Origin of the sequence: Acinetobacter sp. UBA6526 (assembly GCF_002434875.1) — a bacterium.
GTDB lineage: Bacteria > Pseudomonadota > Gammaproteobacteria > Pseudomonadales > Moraxellaceae > Acinetobacter > Acinetobacter venetianus.
Genome location: NZ_DJLC01000224.1, coordinates 1269 through 19863 on the forward strand (window position 1 = coordinate 1269; position 18595 = coordinate 19863).

Consider the following 18595-nt stretch of genomic DNA (forward strand, 5'->3'; position numbering starts at 1 on the left):
TATGCTGCCTGTCCAATCTGACCATCAAAAGCAGCTACAGATGCCGTATTCACAATCACACCACGGTCTTCATCACCTTCAGCTACAGTGTTTTTACTCATAGCGTCAGCAGCAAAGCGAAGCATGTTGAATGTACCAGTCACATTGATCTGTAAAGTTTTAGAGAACATCGCAAGATCATGGACTCCTTCTTTCCCCACAACTTTCGCCGATGGGCCAATGCCCGCACAATTGACTAAACCATGTAGTGCACCATGCTTTTCTACAACATCTTTAAAAAATTGTTCAGCGGCTTGCTCATCCGTTACATCTAATTTTACGAATTCAGCTTGATCGCCTAGTGCTTTAGCTTGTTGTTCTCCAACTTCAGCATTCATGTCCACCAACGTTACCGATGCGCCCTTTTCTACTAGATATTCTGCTGTAGCTGCACCTAAACCTGAGCCACCACCAGTAATGACAAAATGTTTTCCTTGAATTTTCATTTACGTTTCCTATCAAATTAAAGATATAAATTTTTATAAGTCAGAGTAAAGCGAAGTTTTTTCCGATACAATTCCAAAAAGTAGCAAATTTAATGCAACTTTTGAGCATTTAATCTATTTTTTCTCCTGTATTTCATTGTTGTATGAGCAAAAACTTACCTTTAGATATAAATTCGGCCAAAGATACTATTTCTAATGCTTTAATCCGTGAAGCGTTAAGTGTTGCCGCAAGTCGTGGTTTAAATATCGTGAGTATTGCCAATCGTGCAGGTATCTCAGCAGAATTGCTAACCTCGACCAAAGCGCGCGTTCCTGTAACTCAATGCGCACAATTATGGGTAGAACTTGCAGAAACCATGAATGATGAATTCTTGGGAATGGATCAACACCCCATGCGGCGTGGCAGTTATAAGCTCTTGGCTCAACTCGCATTCAATGCTGGAACATTAGAGCAGGCAATAAAAGAAATTCTAAGGTTTCTCAGTCTAATCTTAGATGATATTCATGGTGAACTTGTTCAACAAGGTGACAAAGCCTATTTGATTTTGCACGATCACGAACAGCCTAAACGTATGTTCACCTATTCAACTTTTTTAATGTTAGTTCACAGTTTGATGTGTTGGTTGAGCGATCAACGTATCGCATTTCAAAGTATGGCTTTTCGATGCCATCCACCTGTAGAAATACAAGATTATCGTGTTCGCTTCTGCGAAGACATTCAGTTCAATGCGGAACAGAATAAAATCGAATTTGATGCACATTATCTCAAACATAAAATTAAGAAAGACAAACAGGCATTAAAAGATTTTCTGAGACAGACACCTTATAACCTAATTGTACGTTTTAAAAATGAAAATTCTTTAAGCTTGCAGATTCGTCGTCAATTACTGTTGCAACCACCTTCACTATGGGCTGAATTAAAAGATATCGCACAACAATTAAATATGTCGACGGCAACGATTCAACGGCGCTTGAAACAAGAAGGTGTTAGCTATCAACAGCTTAAAAATGATATCCGCTGCGATATTGCAATTGAACGCCTAAGTAAAACCAATGATTCCATTCAAAGTATTAGTGATGAGCTGAACTTCCATGATCCAAGTGCATTTCATCGCGCTTTTAAAAAATGGAGTGGTGTAAGCCCAGGTACTTACCGTAAATCATCCCCCAACAAAAAGAGTTTTTTAAGCAATTTGGATTCGTAATAAATGGAGGTTAAAAATGTATCTTCCTGAGGTTTTTGAAGAGAAAGATCATGAAAAGCTTTACCAACTCATTGAAAATTATCCCTTTGCGACATTAGTTAGCCAAAGCACGAATGGATTTGGGGCTAATCATTTACCATTTAAATTGCTCCTTGAACCTGAACATCATAGTGCTATTCTCGTTGCACACATTGCAAGAAATAATCCTCTACACACCCAAATCAGAAATGGAACAGAGGTGCTTGTCATTTTTCAAGGTGAACAAGGCTATATTTCACCGAACTGGTATCCAAGCAAGCAACAACACCATCAACACGTACCGACTTGGAACTATCAAGTGGTTCACGTCAACGGCGCTATTCGCTTTTTAGAAGATGAAAAATCCTTACGCGGTATTCTCGCAAAACTGACTCGAACACATGAGGCGAAACAACCGAAACCTTGGAAAATGTCTGATGCACCAAGCGACTATATCGCTGAAGAACTCAAAGGCATCATTGGAATAGAAATTAAAATCCAGCAAATGACTGGAAAATTTAAACTCAGTCAAAATCGCGATAAAGTTGATGCCGTCGGTGTTGTGGATGGTTTAGAGCAACAAGGTGAAGCTAAATTAGCACAAGCAGTCCAACGATATATTCAAGATTAACCTGATTTCTGTCCTAAGCTAACGCGATCATTTGCACCATAATCTTGAATGGTTTGGATTTGACTAAATCCTTGTTGCTCAAAGATATTACGTACCGCCTGTCCTTGATCATAACCATGTTCAAGCACAATCCAACCGTTTGGCTTTAACCAGTCTTTTCCCTGAGTAATGATGATTTCAATATCTGCTAGCCCATGATTATCTGCAATTAATGCTCGCTCAGGTTCAGACTTGAGCTTTTGCATATGCACATCTTCTGGATCGATATAAGGTGGATTAGATACAATCAAATCAAATGTTTGCGATTCTAAAGCATCAAACCAAGCTCCACAGGCAAAGTTAACTTGCGTTAAACCATGTCGAGTCGCATTTTCTTTTGCAACATCTAAGGTCGGTAGATAAACATCAGTTGCTGTAACCTGCCATTGCGGACGCTCACTTGCCAAAGACAAAGCGATTGCACCAGTTCCTGTACCTAAGTCGACAATATTGGCATTCGTACTGATTGGAAGTTTCAGCACCGTTTCAACCAAAATTTCAGTATCAGGACGCGGAACTAAAGTATCGTGGGTTACTTTTAAATCTAGCGTCCAAAATGGCTGAGAACCCGTAACATAAGCCAATGGCTCACCCTGTTCGATACGCGCAAGCCCATCTAAATAAGCTTGTTCTTGTATTTCAGTCAACTCATGCTCAAGCCTTAACTTTAGCTCCAAAGCACCGATTCCTACAATATGCTCAAGTAGCCATGCTGCTTCTTGGCGTTCGTAGCTATCAATTTCGCCTTTGATTTCTAATGCTTGAGCAATATTCATTAGCCGCCATTTTCCTGTGCAAGCAGAGCTAACTGATCCGCTTGATATTCACGATGCAAGCTATCCAACAATTCTGTTAAATCACCTTCCATAATCGCATCTAATTTATATAAAGTTAGATTGATACGGTGATCCGTCATACGGCCTTGTGGGTAGTTATAAGTACGAATACGTTCAGAACGGTCACCCGAACCTACTAAGTCACGGCGCATTTCTGAAGTTGCTGCATCAGCCGCAGCACGTTTTGCATTTTCTAAACGTGATACGAGTAGTGCCATCGCTTTAGCTTTATTTTTGTGCTGTGAACGTTCTTCTTGACATTCAACCACAACACCTGACGGAATATGGGTAATACGCACCGCTGAATCGGTTTTGTTAATGTGCTGACCACCCGCACCTGATGCACGGTAGGTATCGATACGTAAATCAGCAGGGTTAATATCCACTGTTGTGTCTACATCTACTTCTGGAAGAATCGCAACTGTACATGCAGAGGTATGCACACGACCTTGGGATTCAGTGGCAGGGACGCGTTGTACACGATGTGCACCACTTTCAAATTTCAAACGGCCATATACGCCCTCACCATCTACACGGCAAATCACTTCTTTATAACCGCCATGTTCACCTTCATTTTCAGAAAGCACTTCAATACGCCAACCTTGAGTTTCAGCATATTTACTATACATACGGAATAAGTCACCAGAAAAGATCGCAGCTTCATCACCACCCGTTCCTGCACGAATCTCAAGATATGCAGCATTGGCATCGTTTGGATCTTTAGGAATCATCAATACATTTAATTGATCTTCGAGATCAACCAAAAGCGCCTTATTTTCTTTTATTTCTTCTTCTGCCATATCTTTAAAGTCTGGATCAGACTTCATCATTTCAGCAGTTTCGATGTCTTCTTCAGCTTGACGATATTTAGCCCAAACCTCAGTAATTTCTGTTAAATCATTATGTTCACGTGACAGTTTACGAAAACGTTTATTGTCCGAAATAACTTCTACATCTGCGAGCAATGCAGTCAGCTCTTCATGACGATCACATAATTGATCTAATCTTAAACGGAGTGATGCTTTCATGGGTGGAATATCTCAAAATCTAAAGACTCTATGCAACACAACTGGCGGAAGCACGAGCAAAATCAAAAAATTGCGCATAGTTTACAGATTCTCCTGATTAAATAACATAGAGAAGTTTGCTAACTTACTATTCCACCATCATTTCATCACAAATCACTTGGTTTTATCTGTTCTGAGCAGTTTTATTTATTGAAGCGAAGTGTAAAATTTGAAATAACATATCCAAGTTAGAACATTGCCTACTATTTTTATAATTCTGTATTTTCAAACGAGATTAAATCGTTATCTACTTCGGGTTTTGAATTGATTTATCGCTCTATTTCTCATCGAAAGCAACAAAACACTACAATCCAATCACTAAACCGTAATAATTCAGAAAAGCATCTCCACATTTTCCATCTCAAACTTTGTTACATTTGCTCGCATTACAAAAGATGTCCTATCCAATAGGAACGTGGAGTTAAAAATGAAAGCCAATGCTTGGTTATGTGCGATTTTAGCAAGTACCTCTCTGATGACCGTTGCTCATGCAGATAATGGTACACGTGTAGCAGCAACATCTGCGCTTGGTAGTGTTGTCGGTACTGCAATTGGTAAAGAAGTTGGTGGAAACAGCGGTGCCATGATTGGTTCTGCGATTGGTGGTGCTGGTGGTGCAGCTGCTGCAAGTAGTAAACGTACACGTACCGAAGCTGCTATCGGTGGCGGTTTAGGTGGTGTCGGTGGCTATACAGTTGGTAAAAATCTAGGTGGAACAACGGGTGGTTACATCGGTGCAGCAGCGGGTGCTGCTGGTGGTGCAGCTTTAGGTCGTCAAGTTGGTCAAGATCGTTATTATGACAATCACCAATCTAAAAAATATAAGAAAAAACGTAAACATCGTCATCACTAATTCAAAAGCACCTTCGGGTGCTTTTTTATTATCTAAGCAAGATTTCTGGAGATTCTATAAATTTAGACTTATTTAAAGGTGAGACTAGCATTGGCAAATAAGGATTTAATGCTAAAAATCCTGACTTAAATACTTGGTTGAATCCTTTTCTTGTTCTTCCTAGAATAATCCCCTATTTTTTATATGCCTTTGTGTTTTTACATGAATACCGAATTACTCTCGCCTGCTGGCTCTCTTAAAAATATGCGCTATGCCTTTGCTTATGGAGCAGATGCAGTCTATGCAGGTCAACCTCGTTATAGTTTACGCGTTCGTAATAATGAGTTTGATCATGACAATTTAAAAATCGGTATTGATGAAGCACATGCCTTAGGTAAAAAATTCTATGTTGTTGCCAACATTCAACCACATAACAGTAAGCTGAAAAATTTTATTCGAGATATTGAACCGATTATTGCGATGCAACCTGATGCCTTGATTATGTCTGATCCAGGTTTGATTATGATGGTGCGTGAACATTTCCCTGACGTGCAAATACATCTTTCAGTACAAGCAAACGCGATTAACTGGGCAACAGTAAAGTTTTGGAAAGGCTATGGGCTAAGTCGTGTCATCCTTTCTCGCGAGTTATCACTTGAGGAAATTGAAGAAATCCAAAAACATGTCCCTGAAATCGAATTAGAAGTATTTGTACATGGTGCTTTGTGCATGGCTTATTCAGGTCGCTGTCTTCTATCTGGCTATATGAATAAACGAGATGCCAATCAAGGTGCTTGCACCAATGCATGTCGTTGGGAATATAAAATCCATGATGCAAAAGAAGATGTCAATGGTGATGTCATCCCTGTTCAGCAATTAGACGAACCTACACAATGTTGTTCAAAAGCGGATTCAGAAGACACTACACAAACAGTTTTAGTTCAACGTAATGACGAAGAAATGTTTGCTGCAGAAGAAGATGAACATGGAACTTACTTTATGAACTCAAAAGATCTCCGTGCAGTACAACATGTAGATCGTCTGACGCATATGGGTGTTGCATCTCTTAAAATTGAAGGGAGAACGAAATCCTATTTTTACTGTGCGCGCACAGCACAAATTTATCGTAAAGCAATTGATGATGCTTTATCAGGCAAAGCTTTTGATCAGAGCTTAATGCATCAACTCGAAGGCTTGGCAAATCGAGGTTATACCGAAGGTTTCTTACGTCGACATATTCACAGCGACTATCAGAACTATGAAGATGGTTCATCACATTTTGATTATCAACAATTCTGCGGTGAAGTTTTGGAACGTCACGGCGACTATGTTCGTATTGAAGTTAAAAATCGCTTCCTCGTAGGTGATTCTCTAGAATTGATGACACCGAAAGGCAATTTTTCTTTTGTGCTTGAGCATATGCGTGACCTAAAAGATAATTCAATCGACAATGCTAAAGGCTCAGGTCATATCGTAGAGATTCCACTGCCACAAGATATAGATATTGCTTATGCTTTATTAATTCGCAACCTGCCTCATGCAAAAGAGCAATTACAATCTTCTGCTTTGGCTTATGCAGCGAACTAAGACATGGCACTCATGATCACGACGGCCTGTATCAATTGCGATATGTGCCTCCCAGAATGCCCCAATGAAGCGATTTATGAAGGTGCAAAAGTTTACGAAATCGACCCACAACGTTGCACTGAATGTGTAGGCTTTTATGAATCGCCCACATGCATTGCTGTGTGTCCGATTAACTGTATCAATCCAGACCCAAATTTTTTAGAATCAAAAGACCAACTTCTCATTAAATTTAAAAGCTTAAATTTATATAATAATTAAATAGTTAAAATTAATTTTGTGGTGCTTTCCTTCCATCATGGTTGAAAGTACCGCTTCTTTTTAAGTTCTGATATTTCTCCCTGCTAAATTTCTGTTTAAGCGCTTAACACTGGCATCAAAATTGCTAAATAGTATTACGTTTTTTAAAATTAGTATTACTACGGGTGTTTGCCTATGCATCATTCAGTATTGTCAAAAAGGAAAAAGCTTTTCTTAGGATTTGGGTCTTTTATCATTCCACTTCTTATTTGGAGCTGTGTCAGTTATTTACCTTTTATTTGGCATCCTCAAGTTCAAATCACTGATTCAGGCAGTGTCTCTTACTTACAGGTAGGAACACGTCTTGAGAAAAGTGCTTACTATGCAGAAGCACAACAAGCGGTTGATCAAGCTAAAACACCTCCAACAGGAATTTTAGTCAACCCAATATATTTACCTGCTCCACATGAAGTTGCGATAGCATTATTTACATCATTTACGACACCACCACAGCAAGCAGACGCACCTTGGCTACATCAAAGTCTGTGGCACAGTATCAAAATCGTATTTACTGCATTTTTCATTTCATCGTTGATTGGTGTACCACTCGGAATCTTATGCGGATTTTCCAACACGATTTCCAAGTTAACAGAGCCTTTTGTTGAGTTCTTTCGCTACCTTCCTGCACCTGCTTTTGGCGCACTTGCGGTTGCTATTTTAGGAATTAACGATGCACCTAAAATTGCCATCATTGTGATTGGTACTTTATTTCAACAAATCTTGATTATTGCCAATACCACAAGAATGGTTGATCGCGGCTTAATTGAGGCGGGTTATACCCTTGGAACAAACAAAGTCAAAAGCCTATTTTATGTGGTGATTCCAGCTGCATTGCCAGACATCTATCGAGATCAACGTGTCTTACTCGGTTGGGCTTGGACATATTTAATTGTTTCAGAATTAATTGGTGCAACCTCAGGCATCACTTGGTTTATTACACAACAAGCACGCTATCAAAACTTTGATAACGTCTATGCTGCAATCCTGATTATTGGCGTGATTGGTCTGGTCTGCGATCTAATTTTAATGAAATTAGGTATGCGTCTATTCAAATGGAAAAAAGGAGTATAAATATGACTGAGCATTTTGATTCAAAAGCATATTTCGAAAGTATTTATACTCGTCCTGTAATGCTAGAAACCAAAAATCTGAGCCAAATCTTTAATCATGGCGATGGTGAACGTCTTGTCCTAAATAAAATTGATTTAACCATTCATAAACGAGAATTTATCTGTGTGATCGGCCCATCAGGTTGTGGTAAATCCACCTTGAGTCGTGTTGTCGCAGGATTAGATGATTTCCATAGTGGTGAGGTTTTAGTTGAAGGTCAAAAAATCAAAGGGCCTAGCTCTGAACGTGGCATGGTGTTTCAAGGCTATACCCTTTTCCCATGGAAAACAGTCAAAGAAAACGTCATGTTCGGTCCAATGATGAAAGGCATCAGCCGAACTCGCGCAGAAGAAATGGCACGGGAATGGATTAACATCATTGGTTTAGATAAGTATGAAAATCAATTTCCACATGAGCTTTCAGGTGGCATGAAACAACGTGTTGCGATTGCCAGAGCATTGGTCAATGAACCTAAAATATTATTAATGGATGAACCTTTTGGTGCACTTGATCCTTACACCCGCCAAAAGATGCAAAAACATTTGATGGATTTATGGCAAAACATTGACCTCACTATTATGTTTGTTACCCATGACATGGATGAGGCGATTTTATTGGCCGATCGTATCGTGGCATTAAAAGCCAACCCTGGTGAAGTAAAAGAAGTTATCGAAGTTAATTTGCCTCGACCGCGATCATTCGACTTAATTCACTCAACGGAGTTCAAACAATTGCGTGATCGCGTGAATCAACTTGTACATAGTCAAGAAGAAGAACTTGATCCATCCTTAGAGGATTTACCTAAAATTCCACGCATGACTCAAGTCAGTACACAGAAATAAAAATAGCAATTGGGACGACCCAATTCGCTTCATTTATTGCTGGACGACCAGCCTATGGTGAAGATCATGAACCATGAATATGTCCTGCCACTTATCGACATTTCTCTTCTAAATAGCGATTACTTAGAAGATCGGATGCAAGTCGTTCAAGCACTGGATCGAGCCTGCAAAGAGGTCGGTTTTCTGTATATTCAAGGCGAACAATTTCAGCCTGAACTTTTCGATAAACTCAAAGAAATCGCTGAAAGTTACTTTGCTCAAGATGAAAATCAAAAAATGCAAAACTACATCGGACTTTCAAAAAACCACAGTGGTTATGTTCCGATTGGAGAGGAACAATTCAAAGCCAATGTATATGACTTAAAAGAAGCATATGACATCAATTATGACTATCAGGAAATTGAAAATCGCCGCCCTTTACTCGGTCCTACACAATGGCCTAATGATCCTCAATTTAAAGAACAAGTTTTAGCTTACTACCAACATATCAAAGCAATTGGCCATCAACTTTTTAAAGCATTTGCGCTGGCTTTGGAGTTAGAAGAAGACTATTTTGATGCGCATTTAAAGCATGCACCGAGTCAATTAAGACTGATCCACTATCCTTTCAATCCAAATGCCGAAGATCAGTTTGGGATTGGTGCTCATACAGATTACGAGTGCTTTACTCTGCTTTTTCCAACGGCAGAAGGACTACAGGTATTAGATAAACAAGGTGAATGGATTGATATTCCACTGATTGAAAATACGATGGTGATGAATATCGGAGATATGATGGAAATCTTATCGAATGGTCGTTACCTAGCAACCAAACACCGTGTTAAACGCGTCAAACAAGAACGCTATTCTTTCCCTTTGTTTTTCTCTTGTAATTACGACTATATCATCCAACCCATTATCAAAAATGAAGATCCCCATTATCCACCCATGAAAGGTGGCGAACATTTATTTAATCAAACAGCGCAAACTTTTAGATATCTAAAACAACGCATTGCTTCAGGTGAGCTGGTTTTAGAAAATGCACGACCGCTTTACTCCTTTGGCTTGAATGAACAAGGAGAAGTGTCATGAACCTTGTGCAATTATTAAAGCGATTAAAGCCAACACCCATCGCAGACTTAACCTTACCCCGATATTTATTCGGGAGTTTCAGACGTAAAAGTATCAGTTTCTATAATGGCTTAACGGATGAAAATACGATTGTTTATTGGTTCCAATCAAAATCATTTAGCATTGACCTCCGACTTCCTGACGGCAATCAAACCGCGCTACATGAACGTCAGGGTTGGATTGGCGATACAATATGGGACAGCCAAACAGCATTATTATCTTGGGAAATTCAGCAAAGTTATCAGAATCATATTCAATGGCCTGAACCAGCAAAACTCTATCCGATTGGAAATTCTATCTTAGAGTTTGCACCGTCTAATGCTTATGTCGAAGATTGGCGTCAGCAAGCAAATAGAGGATTATTTTTTGGGTTACGACTATTTCAAATGCAATGTTTAAAAACCGAGCAAATATTTCCTGTTGATGGTGGTCTTGTCATCACAGATAAACATATTGCTTATGCCCAATCACGTTTCCCTCAGATTCAACAGCAGATAAACCAATATGCTACTTTAGCTGAGGTGAATGATCTGAAGAGTGAAATTGAAAGCTATGAAGTTTCGATCGCATTGAATGATTCGAATATTTGCTGGAGTACGAAGTCCAATCAAATTGGTCAAACTATTTTACTTGATCATTTTGAATTATTAGAAGATCAGACCATTACACAATTAAAAATGATTGGTGATGACAAATATCTTCTATATTTTAAACTTGACGTTTATCAGCCTGATTTTGTTTTTGATCATATCTCTGCTTGTTCCGATTCAGGGCAACGATGGTTAGCTCAAGAGCAAAATCATTTACTGAAACATGCAAAAACGACTATTTGAGTGGAGCTTTGGAGGTTTATGTCTTATCTATTTTTAGCTATAGCAATTGTTGCTGAGGTAATCGCAACCTCAGCGCTTAAAGCTTCCCAAGGATTCAGCGTTTTAGTTCCCTCGATCATTACCATTTTAGGTTATACCGTTGCCTTGTTCTTTTTATCCCTTACACTGAAAACGATACCTGTAGGCATTGCGTATGCGATTTGGTCAGGTGCAGGTATTGTGCTTATTTCTGCCGTAGGTTGGATTTTTTTCAAACAACACTTAGACACCGCTGCATTTATTGGTCTAGGCTTAATGATCACAGGAATTATTGTGATTAATGTATTTTCTAAAAGTACTCATATCTAAAAAAGTTATAGAAAACCGTTCTGTGTGAACGGTTTTTTTATGCATATTGTTATTTTAACTCTTCCACAAGTGCTGGATAAATTAATCCATCCGCATCGACTTCTGCTTTATATATGCCATTGCTCACATTGAATTTATTGACATGGTAAGTAGAGCCATAGATTGAATCAAAACCGTCTCCTTTTGCAAATACTTGTTTATTCGCAGCAAGATCAAGTAAATGTGTACCATCAATAAATTGTTCATACTGTGCAGGGTCAACACCTACACGATTTGCCATAATTTTTACCGCATCGGCATGTGTTGCAGGATCTTGAATATATTTTACAGTCTTATCCCAAACTTGAATCAGTTTCTTCCAATCCTCTTTATGAGCAGATAAATGGCTCGCATTCACTGAAAGCGTATCGTAAATCAAACCTGGTTTGTCTTTAGATGTATAAATAATCTTTGAACCAGCCACTGCTTTTAAAGCTTGATTGGCAACAGGCTGCCAAACTGCAATCGCAGAAATATCCTTACTGGTGAATACTTGCGGGAGTTCGTTGGTGACTGAATTAACAAGTTTCACATCTGTTGCAGGAATTTTAGAATCATCTAAAGCTGTTGAAAGGAGTAAGTGATCTACTAAACCTTTTTCCGTTGCAACTGACTTACCTTTTAGATCACTAATTGAGTTAATACCTTCTTTTGCAATAATGACATCATTACCAGCAGAATAATCCGTCACCATGATCATCATGCCCTTGGTTCCACCAGAAGCATTCACTAAATTATCGCCATTTGTAACCAACACTGCGTCTAATTGATTAGCCGCAAAAGCAGAAAGAGACGCTGAATAATCAAACCATTTAAAATCTACATTTAAGCCCGCTTCTTTTAACCAGCCTTTTTCGATTGCTACTTGCCATGCGACAAAGCCCGGCCAATCACTATAGCCAATAGTAATTGGTGTACTTGCATTGCTACTTGTTGAATCAGCAGCTTTATCGGCCGTAGGTACTTTGGCTGAATTATCGCATCCCGTAACAGCCAAACCCAATAATACAGAGATGGATAATGTTGTAATTGCTTGCTTCATAATGTTACCCCATTAGAGAATGTTTTATGACATTCATACGTAAAACCTTTAACTAAAAAATAATGCGTAGCAAACGCACTGTTAATCGTTTTGTTGCAGCGGCGGCATAACTGCATCCATCAGCTCAAGATGGCCTTTAATCACACCTTTTAATGCAGTAAATTGCTGACTAATTTGTTTAAGATCATTACTTTTTCCTTGCAAGAGCATAACCTCTAAGATTTTTTGATCATCTAACTGAATACTCAAAGAACTAATCACTTGCTCAAGGAACTCATGTTGTAAATCAGCGAGTTGCACGCGGATGTTGGCTGTATTGCGCTGATATAACAACGTTAAAGTTCCCACCATGACTGAGTTCTCGGTGGTGTATTGATGAATCAAATGGCGATTGATCATATCTACGATTGCTTGAGAACGACTTTCGTAATGTTCTTCTACGATCTTCTGATCCAAAGCTTCAACGGTCTTTTCAGGCACCGTAATACTGATGCGTGTCAGTTTCGGTTTATCCTTCAGTTTGCTTGAGTTACTTTTTTGCACTTGGTCTTTCTTGTTTGACATATAAACCTGCTCTCACTGCTAAAAGATCAACCAAAACATGCATAACGAGTTTGCAATACTGAATCATGATTCGCTTGGTATCCATCGCTACCTCAGTAATACTAATTTTCTAATTCGTATTATTTAATGCAGTATCTATGCCAGTTTTTATGGGATTATTTACGCTCAAAAGCACTTATCAAGTTTAAAAAATGTGCAAAAAAAAGCCCTATGTTTCATGATAGGGCTTTTCATGCATCATTATATTTTTCAAATATTATGCGGGTGCTAAAGTAAACAAAGCTTGACCTGTTTTGACCGTTTGCGCTTTATCAATCAAGATGGTATCGACTTTCATTTTCGCTGGTGCAATGATTGGAATTTCAATTTTCATCGCCTCTATCACCGCAAGGGTTTCACCCTCCTCAATGATATCGCCAACCGCACATTCAATTTTCCAGACTGAACCTGGCATGTGTGATTCAACAACCATTCCACCTGTAGGTATATTGATTTCAGTATCATCAAGCACAACATCCATGCTTTCAGAAACATATTCAGCCAAACCTGCTTCATGCCATCTACGGCGTTCTGCTTCAAAATTTTCTTGTTGAACCTGCTTAAACTCTTGAATACTTGCCTGATTTTCTTTAAGAAAAGCATTGTATTCCTTAAGATTTAAAACACCATCTTCAATTCTAAGCTTTAAACGTCCCGCTTTAAAATCTTCACGCATCTCCAATAGTTCAGTTTCAGACACTTCATAAAAACGAATTTGATCGAAGAATCTCAGTAACCACGGCTTATCTAATTCAAAATTAGGATTTTGACGATAACGGCTCCAGACTTGCGTGGTACGCCCAACAAATTGATAACCACCCGGTCCTTCCATGCCGTAAACACACATATACGCACCACCGATACCCACAGCATTTTCAGGTGTCCATGTTCTCGCAGGATTATATTTGGTTGTAACTAATCGATGTCTTGGATCAAGTGGCGTTGCAACTGGTGCACCGAGATAAACATCACCCAATCCCATCACTAAATACGAAGTGTTATAGACGACATCCTTAACAGCTTGTTTTGACTCCAAACCATTAATACGGCGAATAAACTCAATATTATCTGGACACCAAGGCGCATCTGGTCGAACGAGTTGCGTATATTTTTCAGTCGCCAGTTGAGTTTGTGAATCCTCCCAAGCCAATGGTAAATACACAGTTCGAGAAGCAACTTGCATATTCTCAATATCAGGCAGTTCGGCTTCAGCAGATTGTAATAATTTCAGTAAATCCGATTGGTCTAAAACACTCGAATGATAGTGAATTTGCAGTGAACGAATCCCCGGCGTGAGATCAATAATACCTTGAATATTTTGCTGTTTTACCCACTGCATTAAAGCGTGAATACGGAATCTTAAATTGAGGTCTAAGACCAGATCCCCATACTCGACCAATAAATAATGATTACCAGCAGGTCGATACGTTACAGTAGGTTTATCTTCACCTTGTGCCAATGTTGCTAAAACAGCATTTTCTAAAGTGATTTCTTCTGCCTGAATGACTGGTGAGAAATTCACATTCGCTGTTGTTTTATGTTGCAATGCTGTTTGATATTGCTGTTCTAGTTGTTGAGCTTGCTGATAACTTACAGGAATAAACTTCACTTTATCCCCTGCTTTTAGCTGCCCCAATTTCCATAGTTCAGCATTAATCACAACGGCTGGGCAAACAAAGCCACCTAAACTCGGACCATCAGGCCCTAAGATAATTGGCATATCACCCGTAAAATCAATCGCTCCAATTGCATAAGCATTATCATGGATATTCGATGGATGTAACCCCGCTTCACCACCATCGATACGCGCCCATTCAGGTTTAGGACCAACTAAGCGAATCCCTGTACGGCTCGAATTAAAGTGAATTTCCCATTCTTGTTCAAAAAACATGGAAATATCATTTTTCGTAAAGAAGTCTGGCGCACCGTGTGGCCCGTACATCACTGCAATTTCCCAACTTGTTCCAAAACTAGGAATTTGAGCCGCATCTAGCAAATGCGTATTTTCTAAACTGCTTTCAAAGATAGGCAACATATCACCGATCAGCAAATTTCTTCCTGCGTGACCACCAAATTGCCCTAAAGTAAACGTCGCTAAACTCCCTAAATAAGCAGGAACATTTAAACCACCTTTAATACCAATATAGCTTCGACAACCTGTGGAAATTCTTCCGCATTTCAAAACTTGTCCTTTGCGCACATTGATGGTTGACCACATTGGAATGATCTGACCATCTAAACTAGCTTCCATATCTCCGCCAGTTAAAACGATTTGGCTATCACAATGAAACTTAAGCGTAGGACCTTGTAAAGTACATTCCAAGCCTGCTGTATTAAAAGGATTATCCAGCAATTGGTTTGCAACATTTAAGCTTAATGCATCCATTGCCCCAGATGGCGGAACACCGACATCCCAGTAGCCCAAACGTCCCGTCACATCTTGTACAGCGGTTTGTATGCCAGATTGTAGAACCTCTATCTTTTGCGTTTTCCATTCAAATGTATTTAAAAAGCGAGTCGTTTGAGTTCCTTGATTGAATACCTCACAACGGATAATTTCTTGTAAATATTCTAAATTAGTTTCAATTCCTACAATTTCAGTCTTGCTTAGGCTATTTTGCATTGCTTGAATTGCATGATCTCGATCATTTGCAGTCACAATAATTTTGGCGATCATCGGATCATAGAATGAAGAAACATTTGATCCCGTTTCAACCCACGTCTCAACACGTGACGATGCATCAAACTTTACGCTAGTTAATAGACCCGCACTTGGCTGGAAATTCTTAATCGGATCTTCTGCATATAAACGGACTTGAATTGAGTGCCCTTTTGATTCGAGTTGTTGCGTTGGTTCTAACCAATCACCACTCGCTAAAGTCACCATCCATTCAACAAGATCAACGCCATAAACCTGTTCAGTTACGCCATGTTCCACTTGAAGTCTCGTATTGACCTCAAGAAAATAGAATTCTTGCGTGTCCGTATCCATCACAAATTCAACTGTACCAGCAGAGCGATACTGTACAGACTGCATCAATTGAATGGCAATTTGTTGAATATATTCACGTTGTTGATGATTTAAATGTGGTGCTGGTGTTTCCTCTATCACCTTTTGATTACGGCGCTGAACCGAACAATCACGCTCACCTAACGCTAGCACTTGACCTTTGCCATCACCAAAAATTTGTACTTCGATATGGCGCGCATTTTGAACAAATTTTTCTAAATATAATCCTGCGTCTTTAAAGTTTGCTTGCGCAAGATAGGAAACTGTCTGGTAAGCATCTCTGAGCTCAACTTCATTCCAAACCAAACGCATCCCAATTCCACCACCACCCGCAGTACTTTTCAGCATCAGGGGATAGCCAATCTGAGTGGCTTGAACAATTGCATCCTGTTCATCAATGAGCAATTGGCTGCCCGGTAATAAAGGAACTTGATTCTGAATTGCCAATTCACGCGCTGTATGCTTTAAGCCAAAATCACGCATTTGTTGCGATGTTGGGCCAATAAATGCAATGCCTTGTTGCTCACATAAATCACAAAATGCAGCGTTTTCAGATAAGAAACCATATCCAGGATGAATCGCTTCTGCACCAGACTCAAGTACTGCCGAAAGGATTTTCTCAATATTTAAATAGCTTTGTTGTGCAGCAGAATCACCAATAAAAATCGCTTCATCTGCCATAGAAACATGTAAAGAATCACGATCTGCTTCTGAATAAACAGCAACCGATTGAATGCCCAATTTACGCAGTGTACGAATTACTCGACAAGCAATAGCGCCGCGATTGGCAATAAGTACTTTTTTAAACATATGCTATTCCCCTCAAGCTTCACGTACGACGAGTTGAATTTTTGTTGGGTTATAGGCATTGCAAGGATTATTTAATTGAGGACAATTAGAAATAAGTACGATTAAATCCATTTCGGCTCTAATTTCCACATATTTACCCGGTGCAGAAACACCATCATCGAACTTTAGGTGTCCATCAGCCGTAACAGGAACATTCATAAAAAAATTAATATTCGGGCCTATATGACGAACATTGAGCTGATGTTTTTTTGCAATAGGATGCTTTGCCAAAGCATACATAAAATTATTACGGCAACTATGCATCGGGTATTTATCATGTGCATAACGAACCGTATTACTTTCACATGAACATGCGCCGCCTAAGGTGTCATGTCGACCACAATTATCATCGACAATCACGGCGATTGGTCGTGCATAATTACTATAAAGCGTTGTACCTTTTTCCAAATACAGTTGTTGATTTTGCGCAAGCGTATCTGTCGCGCTATATCGCTCATCAACATTTTCAGCACTGATAAACAAAGTATCAACGGCTTGATTTCCTTCTAAATCAATAATTCGGAAATACTGACCTTGTTTTACCTCACACATCCAAGCCTCGCCTGCTGGACAAACTTGATCTAAAACTGTTTTTTCAAATCGTTGTAATGCTGTCATTGTCTATTCCCCCCAAACTTAATTTGATAATGCGTAATAACGTTGATTGTTGGCAAAACCACGTTGGTTTTGCGGACACGAGTCTCGGCAAATATCATGCTCAGTTAAGGGATTGGCTTTAAATAAACGAAGCTCTATATCAGAGGGGTTATATTCATCAGATTGATCTAATGGATGTGGTGCAGCAGAAAGAAAGACCAAACAATCCATATCAAATCTCAATTCAATGATTTGATTCAGATTGTTATTTTGCACATAAGACAGTTTTCCACCGTCATCTGGCTTTACTTTCGAAAATAAATTCACGGTTGCCGTTAAATCAGCTTGAGATAAACCGAACTTAGTTAGCTCAATCAATAAACTCTCTAAACCATTTTGATGCATATCATTACGTGCATCTTGGAAGTTTTTTTTACCGAAGTTTTTAGCAATTTGTTCAGCTGTGCTTGGGCCACAAAACACATCATTCCAGCCATGATCGTCTTTCACTATCGATGCCATGACTCGCCCGAGATCAGAGTACAATACATGCTCTGTCGATAAAAATGCCGTATGTTGAGCTTTCAAACTATCAGGCATATTGAAGCGCTCTAATTTCTCATCAGCATTTACACAGAATAATGAAACATTTGCATTCTGATTTAATGCTTCAAGTTGTAAAACAGTGCCTCTTTGGATTCGACCAGACCAATGATGCCCACCCGGTAATGTTTCACTCCAAAGTGTCTTATTGTCGTGATAGACCGATTGACTCATAACAAACCTCTTGTGGATAATTTAAACCTCGTTATGGCAAAATGCCTGACCTCCCGGGCTTTTATCCCTCCGTGTAGTTCTGTCGAACCGTCATCTCTCGGACCAGTCACGCCAATCAGCATCGGAACCCTAGACAACTTTTAGCTATATCTAGATGAAGCAAAAGACATGCCAAATAAGTATTACGTTTTTTATATTTAGTAATACCAAAATGATCAATTTTAGTGAGAATTTGAGCGTTTCATTAAAAATGGGCACCAAGATGATGCTTAATGAGAAAAGTTGATTCTTCTATTTCCATATTTTTAGACATAAAAAAAGCGCCTTACGGCGCTTTTTTAGATATACACATTAGTTTGCATATACTGGGAATTTTGCACAAACAGCTTCAACTTTTGCTTTCACATCAGCGATAACTTTTTCCTCACCTTTGCTGTC

General features: G+C 39.2%; 19 protein-coding genes and 1 riboswitch. Of the genes, 10 read left to right on the forward strand and 9 right to left on the reverse strand.

Annotated features, from left to right (window positions below; all coding sequences use genetic code 11):
* The coding region (locus tag B4237_RS15165; protein ID WP_286943815.1) for an SDR family NAD(P)-dependent oxidoreductase at positions 1-485 on the reverse strand (485 nt) is incomplete at its 3' end.
* Between the two features lie 143 nt (positions 486-628).
* Between B4237_RS15165 and B4237_RS15170 the strand changes: the two genes are divergently transcribed.
* Positions 629-1690: an AraC family transcriptional regulator gene (locus tag B4237_RS15170; protein ID WP_278596465.1), complete on the forward strand. Its 1062-nt coding sequence runs from the start codon at positions 629-631 to the stop codon at positions 1688-1690.
* Between the two features lie 16 nt (positions 1691-1706).
* Positions 1707-2339 carry an FMN-binding negative transcriptional regulator gene (locus B4237_RS15175; RefSeq protein ID WP_278596466.1) on the forward strand — a complete coding sequence of 211 codons (633 nt, stop codon included), beginning with the start codon at positions 1707-1709 and terminating at the stop codon, positions 2337-2339.
* On the opposite strand, the gene prmC is transcribed toward B4237_RS15175, so the two are convergent.
* Positions 2336-3154, reverse strand: coding sequence for a peptide chain release factor N(5)-glutamine methyltransferase (gene prmC / locus B4237_RS15180; protein WP_278596467.1), 819 nt, complete (start codon positions 3152-3154; stop codon positions 2336-2338). The two genes, B4237_RS15175 and prmC, sit on opposite strands and share 4 nt — an antisense overlap.
* Complete coding sequence (prfA, locus tag B4237_RS15185) at positions 3154-4242, reverse strand: peptide chain release factor 1 (protein WP_004880078.1); 1089 nt, start codon at positions 4240-4242, stop codon at positions 3154-3156. Before prfA ends, prmC begins: the two co-directional genes overlap by 1 nt.
* Positions 4243-4708: 466 nt before the next feature.
* Here prfA and B4237_RS15190 point away from each other — a divergent pair, with 466 nt between their 5' ends.
* From B4237_RS15190 to B4237_RS15225, 8 genes are all read left to right on the forward strand, one after another.
* Positions 4709-5134, forward strand: a complete 426-nt coding sequence (locus B4237_RS15190) for a hypothetical protein (protein WP_004880080.1) — start codon at positions 4709-4711, stop codon at positions 5132-5134.
* A 201-nt stretch (positions 5135-5335) separates the two neighbouring features.
* Positions 5336-6700 (forward strand): tRNA 5-hydroxyuridine modification protein YegQ, encoded by a 1365-nt coding sequence (gene yegQ, locus B4237_RS15195; protein ID WP_278596468.1) that lies wholly within the window; start codon positions 5336-5338, stop codon positions 6698-6700.
* Between the two features lie 3 nt (positions 6701-6703).
* Complete coding sequence (locus B4237_RS15200) at positions 6704-6958, forward strand: YfhL family 4Fe-4S dicluster ferredoxin (protein ID WP_035312519.1); 255 nt, start codon at positions 6704-6706, stop codon at positions 6956-6958.
* A 174-nt stretch (positions 6959-7132) separates the two neighbouring features.
* Positions 7133-8068 carry an ABC transporter permease gene (locus B4237_RS15205; RefSeq protein ID WP_278596469.1) on the forward strand — a complete coding sequence of 312 codons (936 nt, stop codon included), beginning with the start codon at positions 7133-7135 and terminating at the stop codon, positions 8066-8068.
* 2 nt (positions 8069-8070) lie between these two features.
* Positions 8071-8949: an ABC transporter ATP-binding protein gene (locus tag B4237_RS15210; protein ID WP_278596470.1), complete on the forward strand. Its 879-nt coding sequence runs from the start codon at positions 8071-8073 to the stop codon at positions 8947-8949.
* Positions 8950-9003: 54 nt separating this feature from the next.
* Positions 9004-10020, forward strand: a complete 1017-nt coding sequence (locus B4237_RS15215; protein ID WP_278596471.1) for an isopenicillin N synthase family dioxygenase — start codon at positions 9004-9006, stop codon at positions 10018-10020.
* The gene (locus B4237_RS15220) at positions 10017-10892 is read left to right on the forward strand and encodes a hypothetical protein (RefSeq protein WP_278596472.1); all 876 of its coding nucleotides are present in this window, start codon (positions 10017-10019) and stop codon (positions 10890-10892) included. Before B4237_RS15215 ends, B4237_RS15220 begins: the two co-directional genes overlap by 4 nt.
* Before the next feature lie 18 nt (positions 10893-10910).
* Positions 10911-11240: a DMT family transporter gene (locus tag B4237_RS15225; protein WP_004880095.1), complete on the forward strand. Its 330-nt coding sequence runs from the start codon at positions 10911-10913 to the stop codon at positions 11238-11240.
* A gap of 49 nt (positions 11241-11289) precedes the next feature.
* On the opposite strand, the gene B4237_RS15230 is transcribed toward B4237_RS15225, so the two are convergent.
* The 6 genes from B4237_RS15230 to B4237_RS15255 form a co-directional block, all read right to left on the reverse strand.
* Positions 11290-12321: an ABC transporter substrate-binding protein gene (locus B4237_RS15230; protein ID WP_374974281.1), complete on the reverse strand. Its 1032-nt coding sequence runs from the start codon at positions 12319-12321 to the stop codon at positions 11290-11292.
* Positions 12322-12402: 81 nt separating this feature from the next.
* A complete protein-coding gene (locus B4237_RS15235; RefSeq protein ID WP_031234648.1) occupies positions 12403-12840 on the reverse strand; it encodes a CopG family ribbon-helix-helix protein in 438 nt (145 codons plus the stop codon).
* A 301-nt stretch (positions 12841-13141) separates the two neighbouring features.
* Positions 13142-16744 (reverse strand): urea carboxylase, encoded by a 3603-nt coding sequence (gene uca / locus B4237_RS15240; RefSeq protein WP_278596473.1) that lies wholly within the window; start codon positions 16742-16744, stop codon positions 13142-13144.
* A gap of 12 nt (positions 16745-16756) precedes the next feature.
* Positions 16757-17401, reverse strand: a complete 645-nt coding sequence (locus B4237_RS15245) for an urea amidolyase associated protein UAAP2 (protein ID WP_278596474.1) — start codon at positions 17399-17401, stop codon at positions 16757-16759.
* 18 nt (positions 17402-17419) lie between these two features.
* Positions 17420-18157 (reverse strand): urea amidolyase associated protein UAAP1, encoded by a 738-nt coding sequence (locus tag B4237_RS15250; RefSeq protein WP_061392191.1) that lies wholly within the window; start codon positions 18155-18157, stop codon positions 17420-17422.
* Between the two features lie 48 nt (positions 18158-18205).
* A riboswitch (guanidine-I (ykkC/yxkD leader) is annotated at positions 18206-18301 on the reverse strand.
* 207 nt (positions 18302-18508) lie between these two features.
* A partial coding sequence (locus tag B4237_RS15255; RefSeq protein WP_286943827.1) for a hypothetical protein occupies positions 18509-18595 on the reverse strand: 87 nt, incomplete at its 5' end.

Excerpts from the sequence above, each read along its gene's own strand:
- B4237_RS15170 (WP_278596465.1), top strand. The coding sequence starts at position 629 with ATGAGCAAAAACTTACCTTTAGATATAAATTCGGCCAAAGATACTATT.
- B4237_RS15175 (WP_278596466.1), top strand. The coding sequence starts at position 1,707 with ATGTATCTTCCTGAGGTTTTTGAAGAGAAAGATCATGAAAAGCTTTAC.
- prmC (WP_278596467.1), bottom strand. The coding sequence starts at position 3,154 with ATGAATATTGCTCAAGCATTAGAAATCAAAGGCGAAATTGATAGCTAC.
- prfA (WP_004880078.1), bottom strand. The coding sequence starts at position 4,242 with ATGAAAGCATCACTCCGTTTAAGATTAGATCAATTATGTGATCGTCAT.
- B4237_RS15190 (WP_004880080.1), top strand. The coding sequence starts at position 4,709 with ATGAAAGCCAATGCTTGGTTATGTGCGATTTTAGCAAGTACCTCTCTG.
- yegQ (WP_278596468.1), top strand. The coding sequence starts at position 5,336 with ATGAATACCGAATTACTCTCGCCTGCTGGCTCTCTTAAAAATATGCGC.
- B4237_RS15200 (WP_035312519.1), top strand. The coding sequence starts at position 6,704 with ATGGCACTCATGATCACGACGGCCTGTATCAATTGCGATATGTGCCTC.
- B4237_RS15205 (WP_278596469.1), top strand. The coding sequence starts at position 7,133 with ATGCATCATTCAGTATTGTCAAAAAGGAAAAAGCTTTTCTTAGGATTT.
- B4237_RS15210 (WP_278596470.1), top strand. The coding sequence starts at position 8,071 with ATGACTGAGCATTTTGATTCAAAAGCATATTTCGAAAGTATTTATACT.
- B4237_RS15215 (WP_278596471.1), top strand. The coding sequence starts at position 9,004 with ATGGTGAAGATCATGAACCATGAATATGTCCTGCCACTTATCGACATT.
- B4237_RS15220 (WP_278596472.1), top strand. The coding sequence starts at position 10,017 with ATGAACCTTGTGCAATTATTAAAGCGATTAAAGCCAACACCCATCGCA.
- B4237_RS15225 (WP_004880095.1), top strand. The coding sequence starts at position 10,911 with ATGTCTTATCTATTTTTAGCTATAGCAATTGTTGCTGAGGTAATCGCA.
- B4237_RS15230 (WP_374974281.1), bottom strand. The coding sequence starts at position 12,321 with ATGAAGCAAGCAATTACAACATTATCCATCTCTGTATTATTGGGTTTG.
- uca (WP_278596473.1), bottom strand. The coding sequence starts at position 16,744 with ATGTTTAAAAAAGTACTTATTGCCAATCGCGGCGCTATTGCTTGTCGA.
- B4237_RS15245 (WP_278596474.1), bottom strand. The coding sequence starts at position 17,401 with ATGACAGCATTACAACGATTTGAAAAAACAGTTTTAGATCAAGTTTGT.
- B4237_RS15250 (WP_061392191.1), bottom strand. The coding sequence starts at position 18,157 with ATGAGTCAATCGGTCTATCACGACAATAAGACACTTTGGAGTGAAACA.